Source organism: Streptomyces sp. NPDC050164 (genome assembly GCF_044459945.1).
Classification (GTDB): Bacteria; Actinomycetota; Actinomycetes; order Streptomycetales; family Streptomycetaceae; genus Streptomyces; species Streptomyces coeruleorubidus_A.
On sequence record NZ_JBITJK010000020.1, the window covers coordinates 138741 to 156351 of the forward strand.

Annotated in this window: 18 protein-coding genes and 2 pseudogenes; 8 read left to right on the forward strand and 12 right to left on the reverse strand. The window is 71.4% G+C overall.

The window, feature by feature from the left end; genetic code table 11:
* The first annotated feature begins 134 nt into the window (after positions 1–134).
* Together ACIBNA_RS25390 and ACIBNA_RS25395 are read left to right on the forward strand one after the other, a co-directional pair.
* Positions 135–716 (forward strand): DinB family protein, encoded by a 582-nt coding sequence (locus ACIBNA_RS25390; protein ID WP_399167415.1) that lies wholly within the window; start codon positions 135–137, stop codon positions 714–716.
* A 125-nt stretch (positions 717–841) separates the two neighbouring features.
* Positions 842–1270: a helix-turn-helix domain-containing protein gene (locus ACIBNA_RS25395; RefSeq protein ID WP_399167416.1), complete on the forward strand. Its 429-nt coding sequence runs from the start codon at positions 842–844 to the stop codon at positions 1268–1270.
* A gap of 20 nt (positions 1271–1290) precedes the next feature.
* Here the strand turns inward: ACIBNA_RS25395 and ACIBNA_RS25400 are convergent, their stop codons facing one another.
* The 3 genes and pseudogenes from ACIBNA_RS25400 to ACIBNA_RS25410 all read right to left on the reverse strand — a co-directional run bounded on the left by ACIBNA_RS25400 (position 1291) and on the right by ACIBNA_RS25410 (position 3838).
* The gene (locus tag ACIBNA_RS25400) at positions 1291–1893 is read right to left on the reverse strand and encodes a ClpP family protease (RefSeq protein ID WP_399167417.1); all 603 of its coding nucleotides are present in this window, start codon (positions 1891–1893) and stop codon (positions 1291–1293) included.
* Positions 1893–2534, reverse strand: coding sequence for an ATP-dependent Clp protease proteolytic subunit (locus tag ACIBNA_RS25405; RefSeq protein WP_399167418.1), 642 nt, complete (start codon positions 2532–2534; stop codon positions 1893–1895). Before ACIBNA_RS25405 ends, ACIBNA_RS25400 begins: the two co-directional genes overlap by 1 nt.
* Positions 2535–2691: 157 nt before the next feature.
* Positions 2692–3838: pseudogene (locus tag ACIBNA_RS25410) on the reverse strand (epoxide hydrolase family protein).
* A gap of 125 nt (positions 3839–3963) precedes the next feature.
* Between ACIBNA_RS25410 and ACIBNA_RS25415 the strand changes: the two are divergent.
* On the forward strand, positions 3964–4446 hold the full coding sequence (locus tag ACIBNA_RS25415; protein ID WP_399167419.1) for a VOC family protein: 483 nt from the start codon (positions 3964–3966) through the stop codon (positions 4444–4446).
* A 36-nt stretch (positions 4447–4482) separates the two neighbouring features.
* Here the strand turns inward: ACIBNA_RS25415 and ACIBNA_RS25420 are convergent, their stop codons facing one another.
* From ACIBNA_RS25420 to ACIBNA_RS25430, 3 genes are all read right to left on the reverse strand, one after another.
* The gene (locus ACIBNA_RS25420) at positions 4483–5373 is read right to left on the reverse strand and encodes an aminoglycoside phosphotransferase family protein (protein WP_399167420.1); all 891 of its coding nucleotides are present in this window, start codon (positions 5371–5373) and stop codon (positions 4483–4485) included.
* 16 nt (positions 5374–5389) lie between these two features.
* Positions 5390–6292, reverse strand: coding sequence for an SGNH/GDSL hydrolase family protein (locus ACIBNA_RS25425; protein ID WP_399167421.1), 903 nt, complete (start codon positions 6290–6292; stop codon positions 5390–5392).
* A 104-nt stretch (positions 6293–6396) separates the two neighbouring features.
* The gene (locus ACIBNA_RS25430) at positions 6397–7404 is read right to left on the reverse strand and encodes a zinc-binding alcohol dehydrogenase family protein (RefSeq protein WP_399167439.1); all 1008 of its coding nucleotides are present in this window, start codon (positions 7402–7404) and stop codon (positions 6397–6399) included.
* A gap of 145 nt (positions 7405–7549) precedes the next feature.
* Between ACIBNA_RS25430 and ACIBNA_RS25435 the strand changes: the two genes are divergently transcribed.
* Together ACIBNA_RS25435 and ACIBNA_RS25440 are read left to right on the forward strand one after the other, a co-directional pair.
* Complete coding sequence (locus ACIBNA_RS25435; protein WP_399167422.1) at positions 7550–8347, forward strand: VOC family protein; 798 nt, start codon at positions 7550–7552, stop codon at positions 8345–8347.
* A 34-nt stretch (positions 8348–8381) separates the two neighbouring features.
* Positions 8382–9080 carry a ribonuclease H gene (locus ACIBNA_RS25440; protein WP_399167423.1) on the forward strand — a complete coding sequence of 233 codons (699 nt, stop codon included), beginning with the start codon at positions 8382–8384 and terminating at the stop codon, positions 9078–9080.
* Between the two features lie 54 nt (positions 9081–9134).
* Here the strand turns inward: ACIBNA_RS25440 and ACIBNA_RS25445 are convergent, their stop codons facing one another.
* The 4 genes and pseudogenes from ACIBNA_RS25445 to ACIBNA_RS25460 all read right to left on the reverse strand — a co-directional run bounded on the left by ACIBNA_RS25445 (position 9135) and on the right by ACIBNA_RS25460 (position 11855).
* Entirely contained in the window at positions 9135–10229 is a 1095-nt protein-coding gene (locus ACIBNA_RS25445) for an ABC transporter substrate-binding protein (protein WP_399167424.1), read from the reverse strand.
* Between the two features lie 189 nt (positions 10230–10418).
* A pseudogene (locus ACIBNA_RS25450) lies at positions 10419–10592 on the reverse strand (transcriptional regulator); the annotation flags it as partial.
* Between the two features lie 46 nt (positions 10593–10638).
* Positions 10639–11460, reverse strand: coding sequence for a tyrosinase family protein (locus ACIBNA_RS25455; protein ID WP_399167425.1), 822 nt, complete (start codon positions 11458–11460; stop codon positions 10639–10641).
* On the reverse strand, positions 11457–11855 hold the full coding sequence (locus tag ACIBNA_RS25460; RefSeq protein ID WP_399167426.1) for a tyrosinase cofactor: 399 nt from the start codon (positions 11853–11855) through the stop codon (positions 11457–11459). Before ACIBNA_RS25460 ends, ACIBNA_RS25455 begins: the two co-directional genes overlap by 4 nt.
* A gap of 340 nt (positions 11856–12195) precedes the next feature.
* Between ACIBNA_RS25460 and ACIBNA_RS25465 the strand changes: the two genes are divergently transcribed.
* Entirely contained in the window at positions 12196–13407 is a 1212-nt protein-coding gene (locus tag ACIBNA_RS25465; RefSeq protein ID WP_399167427.1) for an FAD-dependent monooxygenase, read from the forward strand.
* A gap of 57 nt (positions 13408–13464) precedes the next feature.
* Here the strand turns inward: ACIBNA_RS25465 and ACIBNA_RS25470 are convergent, their stop codons facing one another.
* A complete protein-coding gene (locus ACIBNA_RS25470; protein ID WP_399167428.1) occupies positions 13465–15189 on the reverse strand; it encodes a cholesterol oxidase substrate-binding domain-containing protein in 1725 nt (574 codons plus the stop codon).
* A gap of 154 nt (positions 15190–15343) precedes the next feature.
* Between ACIBNA_RS25470 and ACIBNA_RS25475 the strand changes: the two genes are divergently transcribed.
* Positions 15344–16327 (forward strand): aldo/keto reductase, encoded by a 984-nt coding sequence (locus ACIBNA_RS25475; protein ID WP_399167429.1) that lies wholly within the window; start codon positions 15344–15346, stop codon positions 16325–16327.
* A 28-nt stretch (positions 16328–16355) separates the two neighbouring features.
* Here ACIBNA_RS25475 and ACIBNA_RS25480 read toward each other — a convergent pair whose 3' ends face one another.
* On the reverse strand, positions 16356–16703 hold the full coding sequence (locus ACIBNA_RS25480; RefSeq protein ID WP_399167430.1) for a hypothetical protein: 348 nt from the start codon (positions 16701–16703) through the stop codon (positions 16356–16358).
* A 147-nt stretch (positions 16704–16850) separates the two neighbouring features.
* Here ACIBNA_RS25480 and ACIBNA_RS25485 point away from each other — a divergent pair, with 147 nt between their 5' ends.
* Entirely contained in the window at positions 16851–17348 is a 498-nt protein-coding gene (locus ACIBNA_RS25485) for a DUF6328 family protein (RefSeq protein ID WP_399167431.1), read from the forward strand.
* The last annotated feature ends 263 nt before the right edge of the window (positions 17349–17611 follow it).

Here is a 17611-nt window from a genome sequence, read left to right on the forward strand (position 1 = left end):
AACGTCACGGCGGACATCTGCCTGGGTCCTTCCGAGTTGCGGGTACCCGGATAGGTGCCACACATGCCCGTCGATCTGCCGAGCGGTGGAAAATCGGTGGCGTGCGGCGGCCCGGGCCGCCGATGCTCATCCCCATGACCGACACCGAGCAGGCGGAATCCGCGCCGCACGAGCGGAATTTCGGCTGGTGGGACATGTTCGTCCACCCGGACGACGATCCGCGCAGCGACAGCGGCTACACGGGGGAGCACGACACCCTCGTCGGATACCTGCGCGACCAGCGGCTGACGCTGGAGCTGAAGTGCGCCGGACTGGACGCCGAGGCCATGGCCCGCCGTTCCGTACCGCCGTCCGACCTGTCGCTGCTGGGACTCGTACGTCATCTGGCCGAGATGGAGCACACCTGGTTCCGCCGTGTCATGGCCGGGCAGGACGTACCCCGCCCCTACCGCACCCAGGACGAGCCCAACGCCGACTTCACCGGTGCCGTGCCCGACCCGGGGACCGTCGCCGCGGCCTGGGCCGCCTGGCGGGGCGAGATCGCGTTCGCGGAACGTCTGGTGGCCGAGGCGCCGAGCCTGGAGGTCACGGGCACGGTCGACGACGAGACGATCACGCTGCGGGAAGTGCTGGTGCACATGATCGAGGAGTACGCACGGCACAACGGCCACGCGGACTTCCTGCGCGAGCGGATCGACGGGCGCGTGGGGCAGTAGCAGACGGACCGCCGGGCGGAGTCACGGTCTCCCAACGCCGCCTGGCGACCGGCCCGTTCGGCGATTCCACCCAGGGCGGAATGCCGGACCCTTCCCCTGACGAGCACGACTCCTAGGCTGGAGAAGTGAGCAACCACGTGCCGAACGAAGCCCGCGTCATCCCCCTTCGCCCGCCCGGCGCGCGCCCCCAGGCCGCCCGTCCGGCCACCGCTGCGCCACGCCAGGTGCCGCCGGCTCCCGCCCCGAAGGAGCCCCTGTGGCGTGACCTGGTCGGTGACGTCCTGCGGCGTGAACGTCTCGCACAGGAGCGCACGTTGAAGGACGTCGCCGACGAGGCGCGGATCTCCATGCCGTACCTGTCGGAGGTGGAGCGCGGCCGCAAGGAGGCCTCCTCGGAGGTCCTCGCGGCCGCCGCCCACGCCCTCGGACTGAGCCTCGGCGACCTGCTGTCGAGGGCGCAGGGCGAACTGACCCGCGTCACCTCGCGCTACCCGGTCGGCAGCCGCCGCGGGGCGTCCCCCTCGTCGTCCGAGGGACTGTGCATGGCCGCCTGAACCGGTGGCCGGGCGGCGCCTCAGACCCGCACGGGGCGCCGGCTGAGCACCTCGTCGGCCAGCCCGTAGCCCACCGCCTCCTGCGCGGTGAACACCTTGTCGCGGTCCATGTCGCCCCGCAGGGTCGCCACGTCGTGGTGGGTGTGCCGGGACAGCACCTCCTCCACCTGGGAGCGGATCCGCACCATCTCCTTGGCCTGGAGCGACAGGTCGGACGCCGTGCCGCGCGCGCCGCCCGTGGCCGGCTGCCCGAGCAGCACGCGGGCGTGCTCCAGCACGAACCGCCGCCCTGTGTCCCCGCCGGCCAGCAGCACGGCCGCCGTGGAGGCCGCCTGACCGACGCAGAACGTCGAGATCGGCGCCTGCACGTACGTCATGGTGTCGTAGATGGCCATGAGCGAAGTGAAGGAGCCGCCGGGGGAGTTGAGGTAGATCGAGATCTCGCTCTCCGGGGACGACGACTCCAGGTGGAGGAGCTGTGCGATGACGACGTTGGCGACGCCGTCGTCGATCTCGGTTCCGAGGAAGATGATCCGCTCGGACAGCAGCCGGCTGAACACGTCGTAGGACCGCTCGCCCTGGGGGGTGCGCTCGACGACGTTCGGAATCGTGTACGTACCCATCACTGGAGCCCCATCCTGCGCCGGGTGGCCGCCGGGCGGATGTCCGCGAGGGACTCCAGGACCCGGTCCACCATGCCGTACTCCCTGGCCTCCTCGGCCGTGAACCAGCGGTCCCGGTCGCCGTCCCGGGAGATGGTCTCCGGGGTCTGCCCGGTGTGCTCGGCGGTGATCCGCTCGATGGTCCGCTTGGTGAACTCCAGGTTCTCCGCCTGGATCTCGATGTCGGCGGTGGTGCCGCCGATGCCCCCCGACGGCTGATGCATCATCACGCGCGCGTTCGGCAGGGCGTAGCGCTTGCCCGGCGTGCCGACGCAGAGCAGGAACTGGCCCATGCTGGCGGCGAAGCCCATGGCCAGGGTGGAGACGTCGTTGGGGATCAGCCGCATCGTGTCGTAGATCGCCAGGCCCGCGTGCACCGAGCCGCCGGGGCTGTTGATGTACAGGCTGATGTCGGTGCGCGGGTCCTCCGCGGACAGGACCAGCAACTGGGCGCAGACCCGGTTCGCGGAGACCTCGTCCACCTGCGTGCCCAGTAGCACGATGCGCTGCGCGAGCAGCTGGGCGGCCAGATGGTCGTCGAACCGGGTCGGAGGGGTGTCGCCCTCCTCCGCCCGCGGGGCGAGTGTCGTGAGTGGAGTCATCGGTTCTCCTCGTCGTGGCAGAAGGTCCGGCGGACGTGCCGCGGACCTGCCGCGGACGTGCCGTCGACTCCACTCTTGACCTCGGACGATGCTCGCAGACCGTTTCTCTGCCCTCGGCAGATCCGCTCCCGGCAGAGCGCCCCTCCTACGGCAGCTCTCAGCCCTTCTCGCGCAACTCCCGGAAAAGGCCCGCACATCACCGACCAGCAGGTCGGGCTCCTCCATCGCCGCGAAGTGCCCGCCGCGGTCGAACAGAGGGCGAGTGCCGTCGGCGCGGCGGACGGCTCGGCGGGCCGGGCGGCGCGGCCGGTGGCGTGCGCCCGCTCGTAGTAGGTCCGGGCGGGCGAACCCGCCGTCCCGGTCAGCCAGTACAGCATCACGTTGGTGAGCAGCCGGTCCCGGTCGACCGCCTCCTCCGGCAGCTCCTCCGGGTCCGTCCACTCCCGGAACTTCTCGACGATCCAGGCGAGTTGACCGACGGGCGAGTCCACGAGCGCGTACGTCAGGGTCTGCGGCCGGGTCGACTGGAGCACGGCGTACCCCGTGCCCTCGCCGGACCAGTCGCGCCAGCGCCGCCACGAGGTGAGGGTGCGCTCCCGCTCCTCGGGGCCGAGCGCGTCCAGTTCCTCCGACGTCGGCTCGGTGGCCTGCTGGCCGCCCGGCAGCAGATTGAGATGCACGCCGATCACACGGTCGGGATGGGCCCGCCCCAGTTCGCGGGAGATCGCCGCGCCCCAGTCGCCGCCCTGCGCGCCGAACCGCTCATAGCCGAGCCACCGCATCAGCTCGGCCCACGCGTCGGCGACCCGGCCCGCCTCTCAGCCCGCCTCCCAGCCCGTCTCCCGGGTCGGCCCGGACAGCCCGAACCCCGGGACGCTCGGCACCACCACGTGGAACGCCTCGGCCGGATCACCCCCGTGCGCGGCGGGATCGGCCAGGGGACGGACCACGTCGAGGAACTCCACGATCGAGCCGGGTCAGCCCTGGGTGATGATCAGCGGGGTGGCGTCCGGCTCGGGGGACCGGACGTGGGCGAAGTGGACGGTCGCGCCGTCGATCGTGGTCGTGAACTGCGGCCAGTCGTTCAGCCGCGCCTCGGCGGCCCGCCAGTCGTACGCGTGTCGCCAGTACCGGACCAGCTCCCGCAGATACGCCGCCGGCACGCCGTACGCCCATCCCGTGCCGGGCAGCTCGTCGGGCCAGCGGGTCCGGTCGAGCCGGTCGTGGAGGTCGTCGAGGTCGCTTCTGGGTATGGCGAGGCGAAAGGGCCGGATGCCGCTGTCCGCGGGTGAGGACGTCGTCATGACCGCGATGCCAGGCGCGGGCCTCGAGGCCGCCCCACCGAAATAATCACCCGCCCGGCCGATGAGTTTCCCGGTGTGGACCGGTCGACACAGATGACAGCGATCCACCGCTCCGGGAGGTACTCATGGCATCCGACGGTTTCACCACGTGTCTCTGGTTCGACGGCCAGGCCGAGGAGGCTGCCCACTTCTACGTCTCGGTCTTCAAGAACTCCAGCGTCGGAAAGATCGCCCGCTACCCCGAGGGAGCGTTCCAGCCGGCCGGTAGTGTGATGACCGTCGAGTTCACGGCCAACGGCCACAAGTTCCTCGGACTCAACGGCGGCCCCCAGTTCAAGTTCACCGAGGCGGTCTCCTTCATGATCTTCTGCGAGAACCAGGAGGAGATCGACTACTACTGGACCAAGCTCACCGAGAACGGCGGCGAGCCCGGCCCCTGCGGCTGGCTCAAGGACCGGTACGGCGTGTCCTGGCAGGTCGTCCCCGACCGGCTCGACGACATGATCACCGACCCGGACCCGGCGAAGGCGGCCCGCGTGACCCAGGCGTTCATGGCCATGAGCAAGTTCGACATCGCCACCCTGGACAAGGCGTACGCGGGCGAATGACGCGCTCCCCGGACAGGGGCAGGAACCCTTCTGCCCCTAGCGGGACTCGGCCACGATCTCCCCGATCACATGCCGCGAGTTCGCCGCGACCGGTGGGTTCGTCTCCCAGTAGTACGGCAGCGCGATGACCGCGATCGACAGGGCCCAGCCCCGGCCTCGCGCCCACTCGGCGTCTTCCGCGCCCACAGCCGCGCGGAAGACGCCGCGGACCTCGGCGGGCAGCAGACACCAGGCGCTGATCAGGTCGACGGCACGATCGCCCACCCCCACCGTGCCGTAGTCGATCACGCCGGTCAGCCGTCCGTCCCTGACCAGCAGTTTCCCGGCCATCAGATCGCCGTGCGCCCTTACAGGCGGCCCGGCGTACTCCGGGGCGCGCAGGGCCTGTTCCCACAGGTCCGTCACCGCAGCGGTGTCGATCCGCCCCGCCAGCTGCGCGAGCGCCTCACGCATGAACCGGTCCCGGGTCACCAGCGGCACACCCCGGTACCCTATCGGGCCCTCGGCCGCGTCGATCCGGCGCAGGGCGGTGACGTACGCCCCCAGGTCCTCGGCGAGCAGCCGGGGTTCCTCCAGCGTGCCGGGCACCGGATTGCGACCGTCCAGCCAGCCGTACACCGCCCAGGGCCAAGGGAAGTCCTCGCCGGGCTCACCCCGCCCGAGGGGTTCGGGCGCGGCGGCGGGCAGCCCGGGTGCCGGCCGGGGCAGCCGGCGCAGTTCGTGCGTGATGGCGTCGACGGCGCGGGGATGCCGGGGGAGCCGTACGACCTTGTCCGTGCCGAGGCGGAACATGGCGTTCTCCGTTCCGGAGGACTCCAGGTGCCGCAGGGGCAGTCCTGCCCACCGCGGGAACCGTCCCGCGATCATCCGGTCGACGAGCGAGACGTCGATGTCCACTTCGTCCTCATGCGTTCGCACCGCGCACATGCCGCCATTCGAGCGGTCAACTCGCCGACTGCCGAATGGTTTTCGTGATCTCCCGGGCGATGCGCAGGATGCCGGGGGAGCGGACCGGGCAGGGCTTCGGCGTGGACGTCGTGGGGGCCAGGCAGAAGTGCAGGTAGTCGTCGTCCCGGTGCAGGGCCGTCCGGTCGCGCGACGGCTGAGTGCAGTAGTCGGGGTGGGCACGCTCGAAGGCGGTGCACGGGAGGTACTGCGTCCAGGTGTAGCGGCTCGAGCCCGGACTCACCGTCTTCCCGGCGTCGGCGACGATGCCGCCCGACGTGGCGGCCAGCCGTTCGTACAGTCCGTTCACCTGGCGCACCCGGTCGGGCGTGATCGGATCCGGGCCCTGGAGCACCCACACGATCCGCGGCCGGTGGGAGCCGCCGGCCGTCGCGACCTGCTCGACGAGCCTGCGCGCGTCGGCCTCGTACCGCTTGAAGTACCGCTGTCGCGCACCGTCGTACGTGATCCCGTCCATGCACCAGGTGAAGTCCCAGGCGTTGCCCCAGAACTGCAGCACCACGAAGTCCGGACGCAGCGACCGAACCAGGGCGGCCGCCTTGTCCCGGGCCGGTACGAGGGACCGCTCGGCCGTGCCCTCCAGGTAGTCGCACAGGGTGGTGCCCGAGTAGGGCGCGCTCGTGTACTTCGCGCGCAGGTCCCGGCGCAGCTCCTGGCCGAGGACCTGCTGGTTCTCCATGGCCAGCGAGTCGCCGAGGTACAGCACGGTGGGCGCCTTCACGGGGGTCCGGGCGCTGGGGGAGGCCGGGGCACGCTGGTGCGTGGTCGCGGACGCCTCCGGAGCGGACGGCGGGGGAGTCTCGGGCCCGGACGACGGATCGCCGCACGCACCGAGCAGCAACCCCGCCACCAGCACACCTACGATCCACGGTCTGCGCATACGGCAACTCCCGCCCCGGGCCGGTGAAACGGCTCACCAGGCAAGCACAGCCGGACCCCCGGGGGAAGACACGCGTCGGCCACGGTCGGCCCGCTCGCGGAGCTTCACGACAAGTCGTTCACCAGCACCGCCGCCCCGTCGAACCGCCCGGCCTTGAGATCCGTGAGCGCCTCCACGGCCCTCGACAGCGGATACGGATGGGTGGTCGCGCGTATGCCGTACCTCGCCGCGAGGGTCAGGAACTCGCGGCCGTCCTCGCGTGTGTTGGAGGCGACGCTGCGCACTTGCTTCTCGTAGAAGAGCTCGGTCTCGTAGTGCAGGGGAGGCGTGTCGGTGAGGTGGATGCCGGCGATGGCCAGGACACCGCCGCGGTCCAGGGCGCGCAGGGCGACCGGGACCAGCTCGCCGGCGGGGGCGAACAGGATCGCGCTGTCCAGCGGCTCCGGCGGCTTGGCGTACGCGTCCTGCGCGGAGGCCGCGCCCAGCTCCAGCGCCAGCCGCCGGGCGGCCGCACCGCGCGTCATGACGTGAACGGTGGCGCCCTCGGCGAGCGCCACCTGCGCGCACAGATGGGCGCTGCCCCCGAAGCCGTACAGCCCGAGCCGTCCCCCGGGCGGCAGCCCGGCCCGCCGCAGCGCCCGGTGGCCGATGATGCCCGCGCACAGCAGGGGAGCCAGGGCCACGTCCGGCACGCCGTCCGGCAGCCGGTAGGCGAACGCCGCCGGCACCGTCGTGTACTGCGCGTAGCCGCCGTCGGCGCACCAGCCCGTGTACTCGGAGCGGGGGCACAGGTTCTCGGCGCCGCGCGCGCAGTACGCGCAGTCGCCGTCGGTGCGGCGCAGCCAGGCCACGCCGACCCGGTCGCCCACCGCGAAGCCGCTCACCGCCGCGCCCGCCCCGGCCACCACTCCGACGACCTCGTGACCGGGCGTGACGCCTGCCCGGCGCACGGGCAGGTCACCCTCGACGACGTGCAGGTCGGTGCGGCACACACCGCAGGCGCGCACACGCACCAGCAGCTCGTCGTCCGTGGGCACCGGCACCGGTTTCCCGACCAGCCGCAGGGACCCCTCCTCGAGAGGGCCCGGCCGTGCCACCGACCACGCGCGCATCGTCCCGTCCGCCATGCCGCCGCTCCCCGTCCTGCCGAAGCCCCTCGCCCAGTCTGCGACGGAACCGCCCGTTCGGCGCGCGGGCCGGTCCACCGGTGATTAGCGTGAGGAAACGGACTATCCACCCATTCGGAGAGGGCCGCTCATGGCCGTGCAACCTGAAGGAAGCCCGTGCTGGGCCGACGCGATGTTCAGTGACCTCGAAGGGGCCAAGAGCTTCTACGGAGACGTCCTCGGCTGGACCTTCGCCGAGGCGTCGACGGAGTTCGGCAACTACACCGAGGCGTATGCGAACGGCAAGGCGGTCGCCGCCGTCGTCCCGCCCAGGCCGGGCCAGGAGGGCCAGTCGCAGTGGTGCCTGTACTTCGCGGCCCGGGACGCCGCCGCCACCGCCGCCCGGATCCGGGACAACGGCGGCGAGGTGCTGATGGAGCCGATGCAGGTCGGCGACTTCGGCACCATGTGCCTGGCCCGCGACCCCGGCGGTGTCGTCTTCGGTATGTGGCAGGCGGGCACCCATGAGGGCTTCGACACGATGGCCGAACCGGGTGCCTACACGTGGGCGGAGGTCTTCACCCGCGAGCCCGAGAAGTCCGACGCGTTCTTCCCCGCCGTCTTCTCCTACACGCAGAAGGAGATGGAGCACGAGCAGATGGACTTCCGGCTCTACGACCTCGGCGACCGCACCGTGCTGGGCCGGATGAAGATGACGGACGACTTCCCGCCCGAGGTGCCGCCGTACATCAACGTCTACTTCGCCGTCGAGAACTGCGACGACGCCGTCGCGAAGGCCACCAAGCTCGGCGGCGTCCTGCGGTTCGGGCCCATGGACACCCCGTTCGGCCGGTTCGCGTCCCTCAGTGATCCGCAGGGCGCCAACTTCTCGGTCATCGACATCACCAGGACCGAGGGCGAGATGCCGAAGGTGACCGACGTGAGCTGAGGGCCTCCGGCCGGACGGCCCACGCGGCCATGGCATGATCGGGGCCATGCCTGAACGTGTTGTGGCCGCGTGTGACGGGGCTTCGAAGGGAAATCCCGGGCCCGCGGGCTGGGCCTGGGTCGTCGCCGACGCTTCCGAGAGCCCGGTGCGCTGGGAGGCGGGGCCGCTCGGCAGGGCCACCAACAACGTCGCGGAACTCACCGCGCTGGAGCGCCTGCTGACGGCCACCGACCCGGACGTGCCGCTCGAGATCCGGATGGACTCGCAGTACGCGATGAAGGCCGTCACTACCTGGCTGCCCGGCTGGAAGCGCAACGGCTGGAAGACGTCCGGCGGGAAGCCGGTCGCCAACCAGGACCTCGTCGTGCGCATCGACGAGCTCCTGGACGGCCGCTCGGTCGAGTTCCGCTACGTGCCCGCCCACCAGGTCGACGGCGACCGGCTCAACGACTTCGCCGACCGCGCGGCCAGCCAGGCCGCCACCGTCCAGGAACCCGCGGGCAGCGGCCTCGGCTCCCCCGAGCCGCCGCCCGCCCCGGACGCCCCGGCCAAGGCCCCGCGCTCCCGGTCGCGCGGCGGCTCGGCCCGCACCGCGAAGGCCTCCTCGCGCACCATCAAGGCCAAGTTCCCCGGCCGCTGCCAGTGCGGCCGCTCCTACGCGGCCGGTGAGTCCATCGCCAAGAACGACAGCGGCTGGGGCCACCCGGAGTGCCGCACGGCCGAGACCGTCTGACCGGAGAGGCGCGGGCCGCACGGACGCGGAGTGCAGTCGGACCTCTCTGCTCTCTCAGCCGGCATGGAGGACCCGAAAGCGATCGGGTTCCGCCGGATCCCGATCAACGACTTGGACCGGCGCCGAGGCCCATTGCCACACGCTGATGCCCGGCGTGCGGGAGAACCGGATCTGCCCGCGGGTGCCTTCGACCGCGACGCGCGGCCAGGATTCGGCGGTGCGCCCCCGGTCCACGCCGTGAGAACGCAGCACATCGGCGAGGACGGCGACCGTGTCATAGCCCTCGAAGGCGACGAACGAGGGCGCTTCGCCCAGCCGCTCGCGGAGGACCTTCTCGACTCGTGCACCGAGTGGGCTGAGGCGCTCGGGCAGATAGCGCAGGAACGGGATCGCGGCGCCGTCGTCGCCCAGCAACGTCGCCCACTCGGCGAACTCCGGTTGCCCGGCCGGAGCACCGATCATGATCTCGGCGAGGCGCTGGTCGCGGCGGACAGACGTGACGATCGGCACGGCCGGCTCAGGGTGACCGACCAGAAGGAGGAGGGCTGTCGCGCGATGGTCGACGAGTTCGTCGCACACGGCCGTGGGGGTGAGCGCGCTCATGTCGAGTTCGATGACGGTGCCGCCGCGTGAAGCGAGGTGCTCCCGGAGAATGCGGGTCCCGGAGGCCCAGTAGACACTCTTCTGTGCTGCTACGGCGATTCGGCTGTGGCCCGCGCCGAGGAGGAAGTCCGCGTAGACCTGCCAGCCGCGGGACTGCGGCGGGGAGAGGCGCGCGACCCATTCCGTCGGCTGGTCGGTGAGCGCGTCGAGAACCGCTGACGAGCAGAGGAACGGCAGGCCGAGGACGTCGGCCCTGCCGGCGGCGGCGCGAGCGACGACGCTGTGATACTCCCCCGCCAGGGCAGCCACACCCAGGCGAGCCAGTTCGTCCACGGCTGCCGCGGCTCTGTGCGGATCAGCCGCGGTGTCTCGGACCACCAGTTCGAGCGGTCTTGCGACGATCCCGCCGGCGTCATTGACGTCCCGAACGGCCGACTCGAGTCCGGCGAGCAGGTGTTGGCCTGCCTCGACCCAGCCAGGCCGAGTCAGCGGAACGAGAGCGCCGATCCGGACGGCTGATCCGTCAGTCCGCATGTGGGTCATCATGCCGACATTGATCCACTGCCATCACCAACAGGCAACCGGTTATGTGTCCGCTGAGCTGTCGGGGGAACAGGCGGTCGTTCAACTTGCCGACGTGGCGCACGTGTGCTGGTAGAAGAGGTCGATCGTGTCCGTGCGCAGCCGGCGCAGCGAGGCGTCGGCTGACCCGCGGTGAACGAAAACGCACGCTGTTCAGCCGCGGTCGGCGGCAGCGGACGCGTCCTCGGTGGACGCCCACGCGGCCAGCAGGTGCAGCGCGTCGTGGGCCGGGGTGGCGGGCTTGGCGGAATAGGCGGTCAGGGTCAGGCCCGGCTGCGAGGGCAGTTCCATCGCGTCGAAGTCGAGCGTCATCTCGCCGATGCCGGGGCCCTGGCCGTCATCGGCCACTGACAGCCCGCAACACCCCTGGGCATCAGGCGTCGAACGTGTAGTGCGCCGTGTGATCGAGCAGATCCGCCGGGCTCGTGTCGTGCCACGGCCTCATCGTCTCGCGCAGGTCGATCACGTTCGGCGTGCCCGCGGCCGGCAGATAGCCGGAGCCGGGGTGCCGCCGCTGCCACTCGGCCCACAGCTTGTCGATGTACGCGTGGTGCAGCCAGAACACCGGGTCGTTGGGGGACACCCCGGTGGCCATCTGCCCGCCGACCCAGACGTGGACGCGGTTGTGCAGATTGACGCCCCGCCACCCTTCGAGGTGATTGCGGAAACCGTCCGAGGCGCTGTTCCAGGGCGCCATGTCGTACGTGGGTATCGACAGCACCGATTCGACCTCGGCCGGCGACGGCAGCTGACGCCCCCCGGCACCGAGGGACCGCCGCAGGAACGTACGGCCGTCGACCCGCACGTTGATCGGCCAGTTCCCCGAGGACGCGGAGAACGGTCCGTCCGTCACCCGGCCGTCCCGCTCGCGCCCGGTGCCCCCGAGGAAGTCGGGCGCCCACAGCGAGGAGCGCGGCGAACGGTCGACGGTCCAGTCCCAGTACGGCAGGGCCACCGACGCGTCCACCGACTGCAACGCCCGCTCGAACTCCAGGAGGAATCTTCGGTGCCAGGGCAGGAAGGACGGTGAGCGGTGTCCCGTCCGCTCGCCGTCGTCGGTGTCGGAGACGATGAACGCGTTGTGCGTCGTGACGAATTCGTCGTAGCGGCCGCTGCGCTTCAACTCCAGGAGCGCGGCGACGAAACGCCGCTTCTCGTCGGCGGTCAGGGCGGACTGGTTCTTGCGGACGGTCATGTGCGGGTGCTCCAGATGCCTTTCGGGGCGGGTCGGTTGGCAGGGAAGGGCAGCAGTGGCGCGCCCTGGAGTTCGTCCACGGCGGCGCGGGCGGCTGCACGCGGGGTGGGCACCGGGTCGTAGTGGCTGACGACGCTGATCCACGTGCCGTCGGCGTTGGGCATCACGTGCAGTTCCACACCGTCGACGAACACCGCGTATCCCGCGCCGTGGTGGTGACCGGCGCCGGCGGCCGGACGGCCCTGTATCCGGCGGCCCTTGTAGACCTCGTCGAAGGTCCCGTGGGAGTCGTGGTGCCCGGCGGCCATGGCCGGGGCGCTTGCCGGCCATGGCCCCGCGGCCGCGGCGACGACGGCCGCGGCGGTGAGCGCACGGCGACGGCTGAGTTCCGGCATGCGGACCTCCTGGGTTCGTTCGGCTGATGACCCCGCATGCCTATCGGCCCGTCCGGTACCGGGAGAAATCCACGCGAGCCGGTTGGCTGCGATTCGGGCAATTCCCCTTATGTCGTGCAAGATTGAACCAAGATGATCTTGCTGTGAGGGGTTGTTCGAGCGGTATGGAGCGGAAAGTTCCGCCCGCGAGGGGGGTCGTGGCGGATGTTTCTCCCCGTGCGGTCCGCTGCCCGTGGTGCGCGTCACGCCGTGAATCTGGCGCGATTTGGTGGCTCGGCCGATGATGCTTTTGTCCTGCTACTCTGAGTACGCACAAGACAGCTCTCGGTAATTCTCAGGGGTGTGCGTGAAGGTCGCCTGTGTCGGCGGCGGGCCCGCCGGTCTGTATCTCTCGATCCTGCTGAAGCGGCAGGACCCGTCCCACGACATCACCGTCCACGAACGCGACCCGGAGGGCTCGACCTACGGCTGGGGCGTGACGTACTGGCGCGGACTGTACGACCGACTCCACGAGCAGGACCCCGAGTCGGCGCGCGCCCTCGACGGCGACTCCGTCCGCTGGCGTGACGGCGTCGCCCACGTCCGGGACCTGACGGCCAGACACAGCGGCGACCAGGGGCACGGCATCGGCCGCCACCGGCTGCTGGAGATCCTCGCCGCCCGGGCCCGCGAGCTCGGCGTGCGCCTGGAGTACGGGCGCGAGATCACCGCCGACGACCTGCCGGCCGACGCCGACCTGGTCGTGGCGGCCGACGGTGTCCGCAGCGCCCTGCGCACCCGCCACGCCGCACACTTCGGCACGGAGGTCACGACCGGGCGCAACCCGTACGTCTGGCTCGGCACCACGAAGGTCTTCGACGCCTTCACCTTCGCCTTCGTCGAGACCGATCACGGCTGGATCTGGTGCTACGGCTACGGATACGGCCCCGACCGCAGCACCTGCGTCATCGAGTGCGCACCCGAGACCTGGACCGGACTGGGGCTGGACCGGGCGAGCGAGGGCGACGGGCGGGCACTGCTGGAGAGGCTCTTCGCCGGCGTCCTGGACGGCCATCCCCTGCTCGGCGGCACCGGCGGCACGCCCTGGCAGACCTTCCGCACCCTCACGAACCGCACCTGGTACCGCGACAACCTCGTCCTGCTCGGCGACTGCGCCCACACCACGCACTACTCCATCGGCGCCGGCACCACCCTCGCCCTGGAGGACGCGATCGCCCTGGCCGCCGCGCTGCGCGAGCACTCCGCACTCCCACAGGGCCTCGCCCGCTACGAACGGGAACGCAAGGCGGCCCTCCTGCCCGTGCAGAGCGCGGCCCGCTACAGCGCCCAGTGGTACGAGAACCTCCCGCGCTACACGCGGCTGCCGCCGGAGCGGATGTTCGCCCTGCTCGGCCAGCGGCACTCGCCCCTGCTGCCCCACGTCCCGCCGCAGCTGTACTACCGGCTCGACCGGGCGGCCGGGCAGCTGGAGCCGCTGCGCCGGTTCAAGCGCTGGCTGGGCCCGAAGGTCGCGCGGACCGTGCACGCGCGGGCGCTGGCCGCCCGGGAATAAACGCCCGCGCATGCATTCCGCCCTCGGAGCGTCACGGGCCCGCCGTGCAGGCGCGCCTCAGCCCTTGGCGCCCTGCCCGAACAGCCGGTCCAGGAAGGCGTTGCCGTAGACGCGGTGCGGATCCAGCCGGTCCAGCACCGCGTCCGCCTCGGCCCACTCGGCCGCACCGACCGCGGTCGGCACCACCGAGCCCATCACCTCCTCGTCGCTCCACACCCCGTCGTCCGTGTACGCCCACCCCTTGGACCACTCCACCCGGGTCAGGGCGGAGTCGCCGTCGTACGCGCGCAGCAGGAACCGCTCGATCTCGCGCAGGAACGCCTCCGCGTCCGGCGTGCCCGGCAGCGTCAGGACGTCCAGCCACACGGCCGTGTCCCACTCGGGGCGGTCCTCGCGCGGCCGGAGCGCGGACAGCAGCGGCGGACGGGCCCCGGCCACCCCGGAGTCGCCCGGGTCGTCCAGTCCGGTCACCCGGATCTCCACCGACCCGTTGACGGGGAAGCTGCCCCGGGCCGCGTACGCCGCGAGCCGCTCCCGGTAGAACGCGGCGAACTCGGCCACGACCCGCTGCACACGGTCCCGCGAGGTGAGGACCGCGTAGCCGTTCGCGTGGACCCGCAGGGTGGTCGGCTTCAGATACAGCAGCGTGTTCTTGGACGGCCCCCAGATGTCGCCGGACAGCGTCGCCACCAGCCCGAGCGCGGCCGCGTCGTACTGCGCGGTGCCGAGCACCGGCGCCAGGTACCAGGCCGCTTCCGACGTCATCCGGCCCACCAGCTCCGCCACCGGGGTCGGGACGTTGTCGGAGAACGGGTAGTTGTACGGCCGTGTCACGTGCCGTGAGGTCAGCGGCCGGGTGGGGGAGACGCTCCACACCTTCAGCCAGGGGTGCTCGGTGAAGGCGAACCAGATCGCCTCGAGACGCCCGGCCTCCTCGAGGAAGCTCGCGAACGTGCGCCCGTTCCCGGAACCGGGCGCGGCGAACAGTTCGCCGGCCGGGATGTCCGTACGGCTCACGCACCGCAGGTTGGTGTTCGCGCCCACCCGCAGCACCACCTCGGTCACCAGGGACCGCCCGAGATGGGTCAGCAGTGCGGCGCAGTCCGCCTCGTCACGGTGGAACGTGCGCAGCGCGTACGCGCCGGCCCGGGAGTCCCACACCACGGCCGTCAGGGACAGGATCAGGTTGCTCAGCGAGCCGTACGTGTGGCCCGGCAGGTGCCGCTCGCCCCGCGCGGGAACGGCGGCGCCGTGCGCGTCGATCGCCAGGGCGCCGCCCAGGGTGAGGACACCGGGAGCGGGAGCCGCCGTGACACCGAGGCCGTGCTCCTCCAGGAAGGTGAGCAGGGCCTCCATGGTCACGCCGGTGCCGGCGCGCACGGCGGCCGGCGAGTCCAGGGCGAGGCCGGTCAGGTGAGGCGCGGTGTCGACGAGGAGGACGGGTGCGCCGGACGGCGTGCCCTGCGTCACCGTCAGGGGAGACCAGCCGTGCGAGGCGCCCCGGGCACGCACCCGCCACCCGTGCCGCCGGGCCCAGTTGACGACGTCGACCACCTGGTCGGGGCTTCCCGGCGCACAGGCCCACAAGCCGTCGGCGGTGATCTCGCCGACCCAGTTCCGGTACGCCGAGCGGTACAGCGCGACGTCCGCGGGGAAGTCCGGCAACTGCGCCGCGGCTGCCGCCGGATCCGCCGGCAGCCCCGGCACGGCGGCCAGCGCGGCCGCGGTGAGGAGAAAACCCCGGCGCGACCAACGCGCCTCGTCCGACGGGAAGTTGCTCACTGAGCCAGTTGTCACGTGGAGCCACGCTAGAGGCCCGTTGACACATGACGCGTCCCTGTCGAATCTATTCACTCGTGTGAGTGAATCGGGTGGGAGTGACGGCCAGGAGCGAGACGGTCCGCGCGCGGCCGTGACGGATGACAGACTGACGCCCATGGACGAGCGCACATTCGACAGGTCGGCCCAGCACGCTTCCGTCGTCGGTCTCGGTACGTGGCAGCTGGGTGCCGACTGGGGAGACGTCGACGACAGGGAAGCCCTCGCGGTACTCGAGGCGGCGGCCGAGGCCGGGGTGACCTTCTTCGACACCGCCGACGTGTACGGCGACGGCCGCAGCGAGCAGACCATCGCCGCGTTCCTCGGCGGCAGGCCGGACCTGCACGTGCTGGTCGCCACCAAGATGGGCCGCCGGGTCGACCAGATCCCCGAGAACTACGTGCTCGACAACTTCCGCGCCTGGAACGACCGCTCCCGGCGCAACCTCGGCGTCGACCGCATCGACCTGGTGCAGCTGCACTGCCCGCCGACGCCCGTCTACTCCACGGACGAGGTGTTCGACGCCCTGGACACCCTGGTCGAGGAGGAGCGGATCGCCGCGTACGGCGTCAGCGTCGAGACCTGCGCCGAGGCGCTGACCGCGATCGCCCGGCCGAACGTGGCGAGCGTGCAGATCATCCTCAACCCGTTCCGCATGAAGCCCCTGCGCGAGGTGCTCCCGGCCGCCCGCGAGGCCGGCGTCGGCATCATCGCCCGCGTCCCGCTCGCCTCCGGCCTGCTGTCGGGCAAGTACACGCGGGACACGGTCTTCCCCGAGAACGACCACCGCACCTACAACCGGCACGGCGAGTCCTTCGACGTGGGCGAGACCTTCTCCGGCGTCGACTACGCCACCGGTGTCGAGGCGGCCGCCGAGTTCGCCGCGCTCGCCCCCGAGGGCTGCACCCCGGCCCAGCTGGCCCTGCGCTGGATCATCGACCAGCCCGGCGTGACCACCGTGATCCCCGGCGCCCGCTCGCCCGAGCAGGCCCGCGCCAACGCGGCCGCCGCCCGTCTCCCGCAGCTGTCCGGCGAGACACTGACGGCGATCCGCGACCTCTACGACCGGCGGATCAAGGACCAGGTCGAATCCCGCTGGTAGGCAGGGCCCCGCATCCCCGCCCGGCCCGTCACGGCACCAGGAGCAGCTGCCTCTCCTGCTCCTGGTCGCCGGACGCGACACCGTCGTCGCGTGCCGTGAAGGACCGGGCGAGCGTGTCGCTCGCCCGCCGCACCGCCTCCGGGGCGCCCTGCACCGTGACCGTCACCGGGGCGGACAGGCGCTCGGCGCCCGCCCCGGCACTCCCGGCGGGACTCGCGTCCGTGCCGCCGTCGAAGGTCGCCATGTGCACCGTCGCGTTGTCGTCGGCGGGCAGCTCGTCCGGCGCCCCGAACGTGCCTTCCAGGGCCCGGACGACCGCTCGTGCGTCGTCGGCGCCCCCGCCGCTGAGCGTGACGGTGAGCTGCGTACCGGACATGCGTCCACGACCTCCTCGGGCTGTGCGTCAGTCGCCGTCCGTGTAACCGTCCGCTGATCGCTCAAACCGCCGTGCGGACGGGGACGACGGCCGCTTACGGGGAACCCGCGTGAGAGAAGCCCTTTCGTCTCGCACCGGGGAGGAACAGTGACGGACACGGCAGAGGGCGCGCCGAGGCGCCGGGGGCGCAACGAGACGGAGGAGGAGAGAGCGGACCGGATGTGGCAGGAGCTCATCCAGGAGGTCCGCGTGGCCCAGATGGGCGTGCAGATCCTGTTCGGTTTTCTGCTCACTGTGGTGTTCACCGAGAAGTACGGCGACCTGACCGACACGGACCAGAGGATCTATCTCGTGACGGTCGTCCTCGGCGCGTGCGCGACCGGGGCGCTCATCGGGCCGGTGTCCCTGCACCGCCTGGTCTCCGGGCGGCGCGTCAAACCGCAGGCGGTGCAGCTGGCCTCCCGGCTCACCCTGCTCGGGCTCGTGCTGCTGCTCGCCACGATGACCGCCTCACTGCTGCTGATCCTGCGCGTGGCGACGCACGACGGCTTCGTGCCCTACCTCGTCGCCGGCGTGGTCGGCTGGTACCTGCTGTGCTGGTTCGTCCTGCCTCTGTGGACCCGGCACCGCCACACGTCGAAGTGACGGCCTGTGGTGCTGCCCGCCATCAGCACCACGGCGTCGGCGGCCGGCGGACGGCACAGCAGGTTCGTCAGCTAGGGTCTGTCGTTTGGATCAGGTCGCAGGGAAGCGATTGTTCTGCTCGGTGCCAGACCCCGCGTCTGCGGCGTGATCCAAACGACAGGCCCTAGATGTATTGATCACGAGCGTTGTTAACACTGGCCGGGCTTGATCATGGCGAAGGCCCCCGTGTGTGGTGGAGGTGTCGAATCTTCACCGCACGGAGG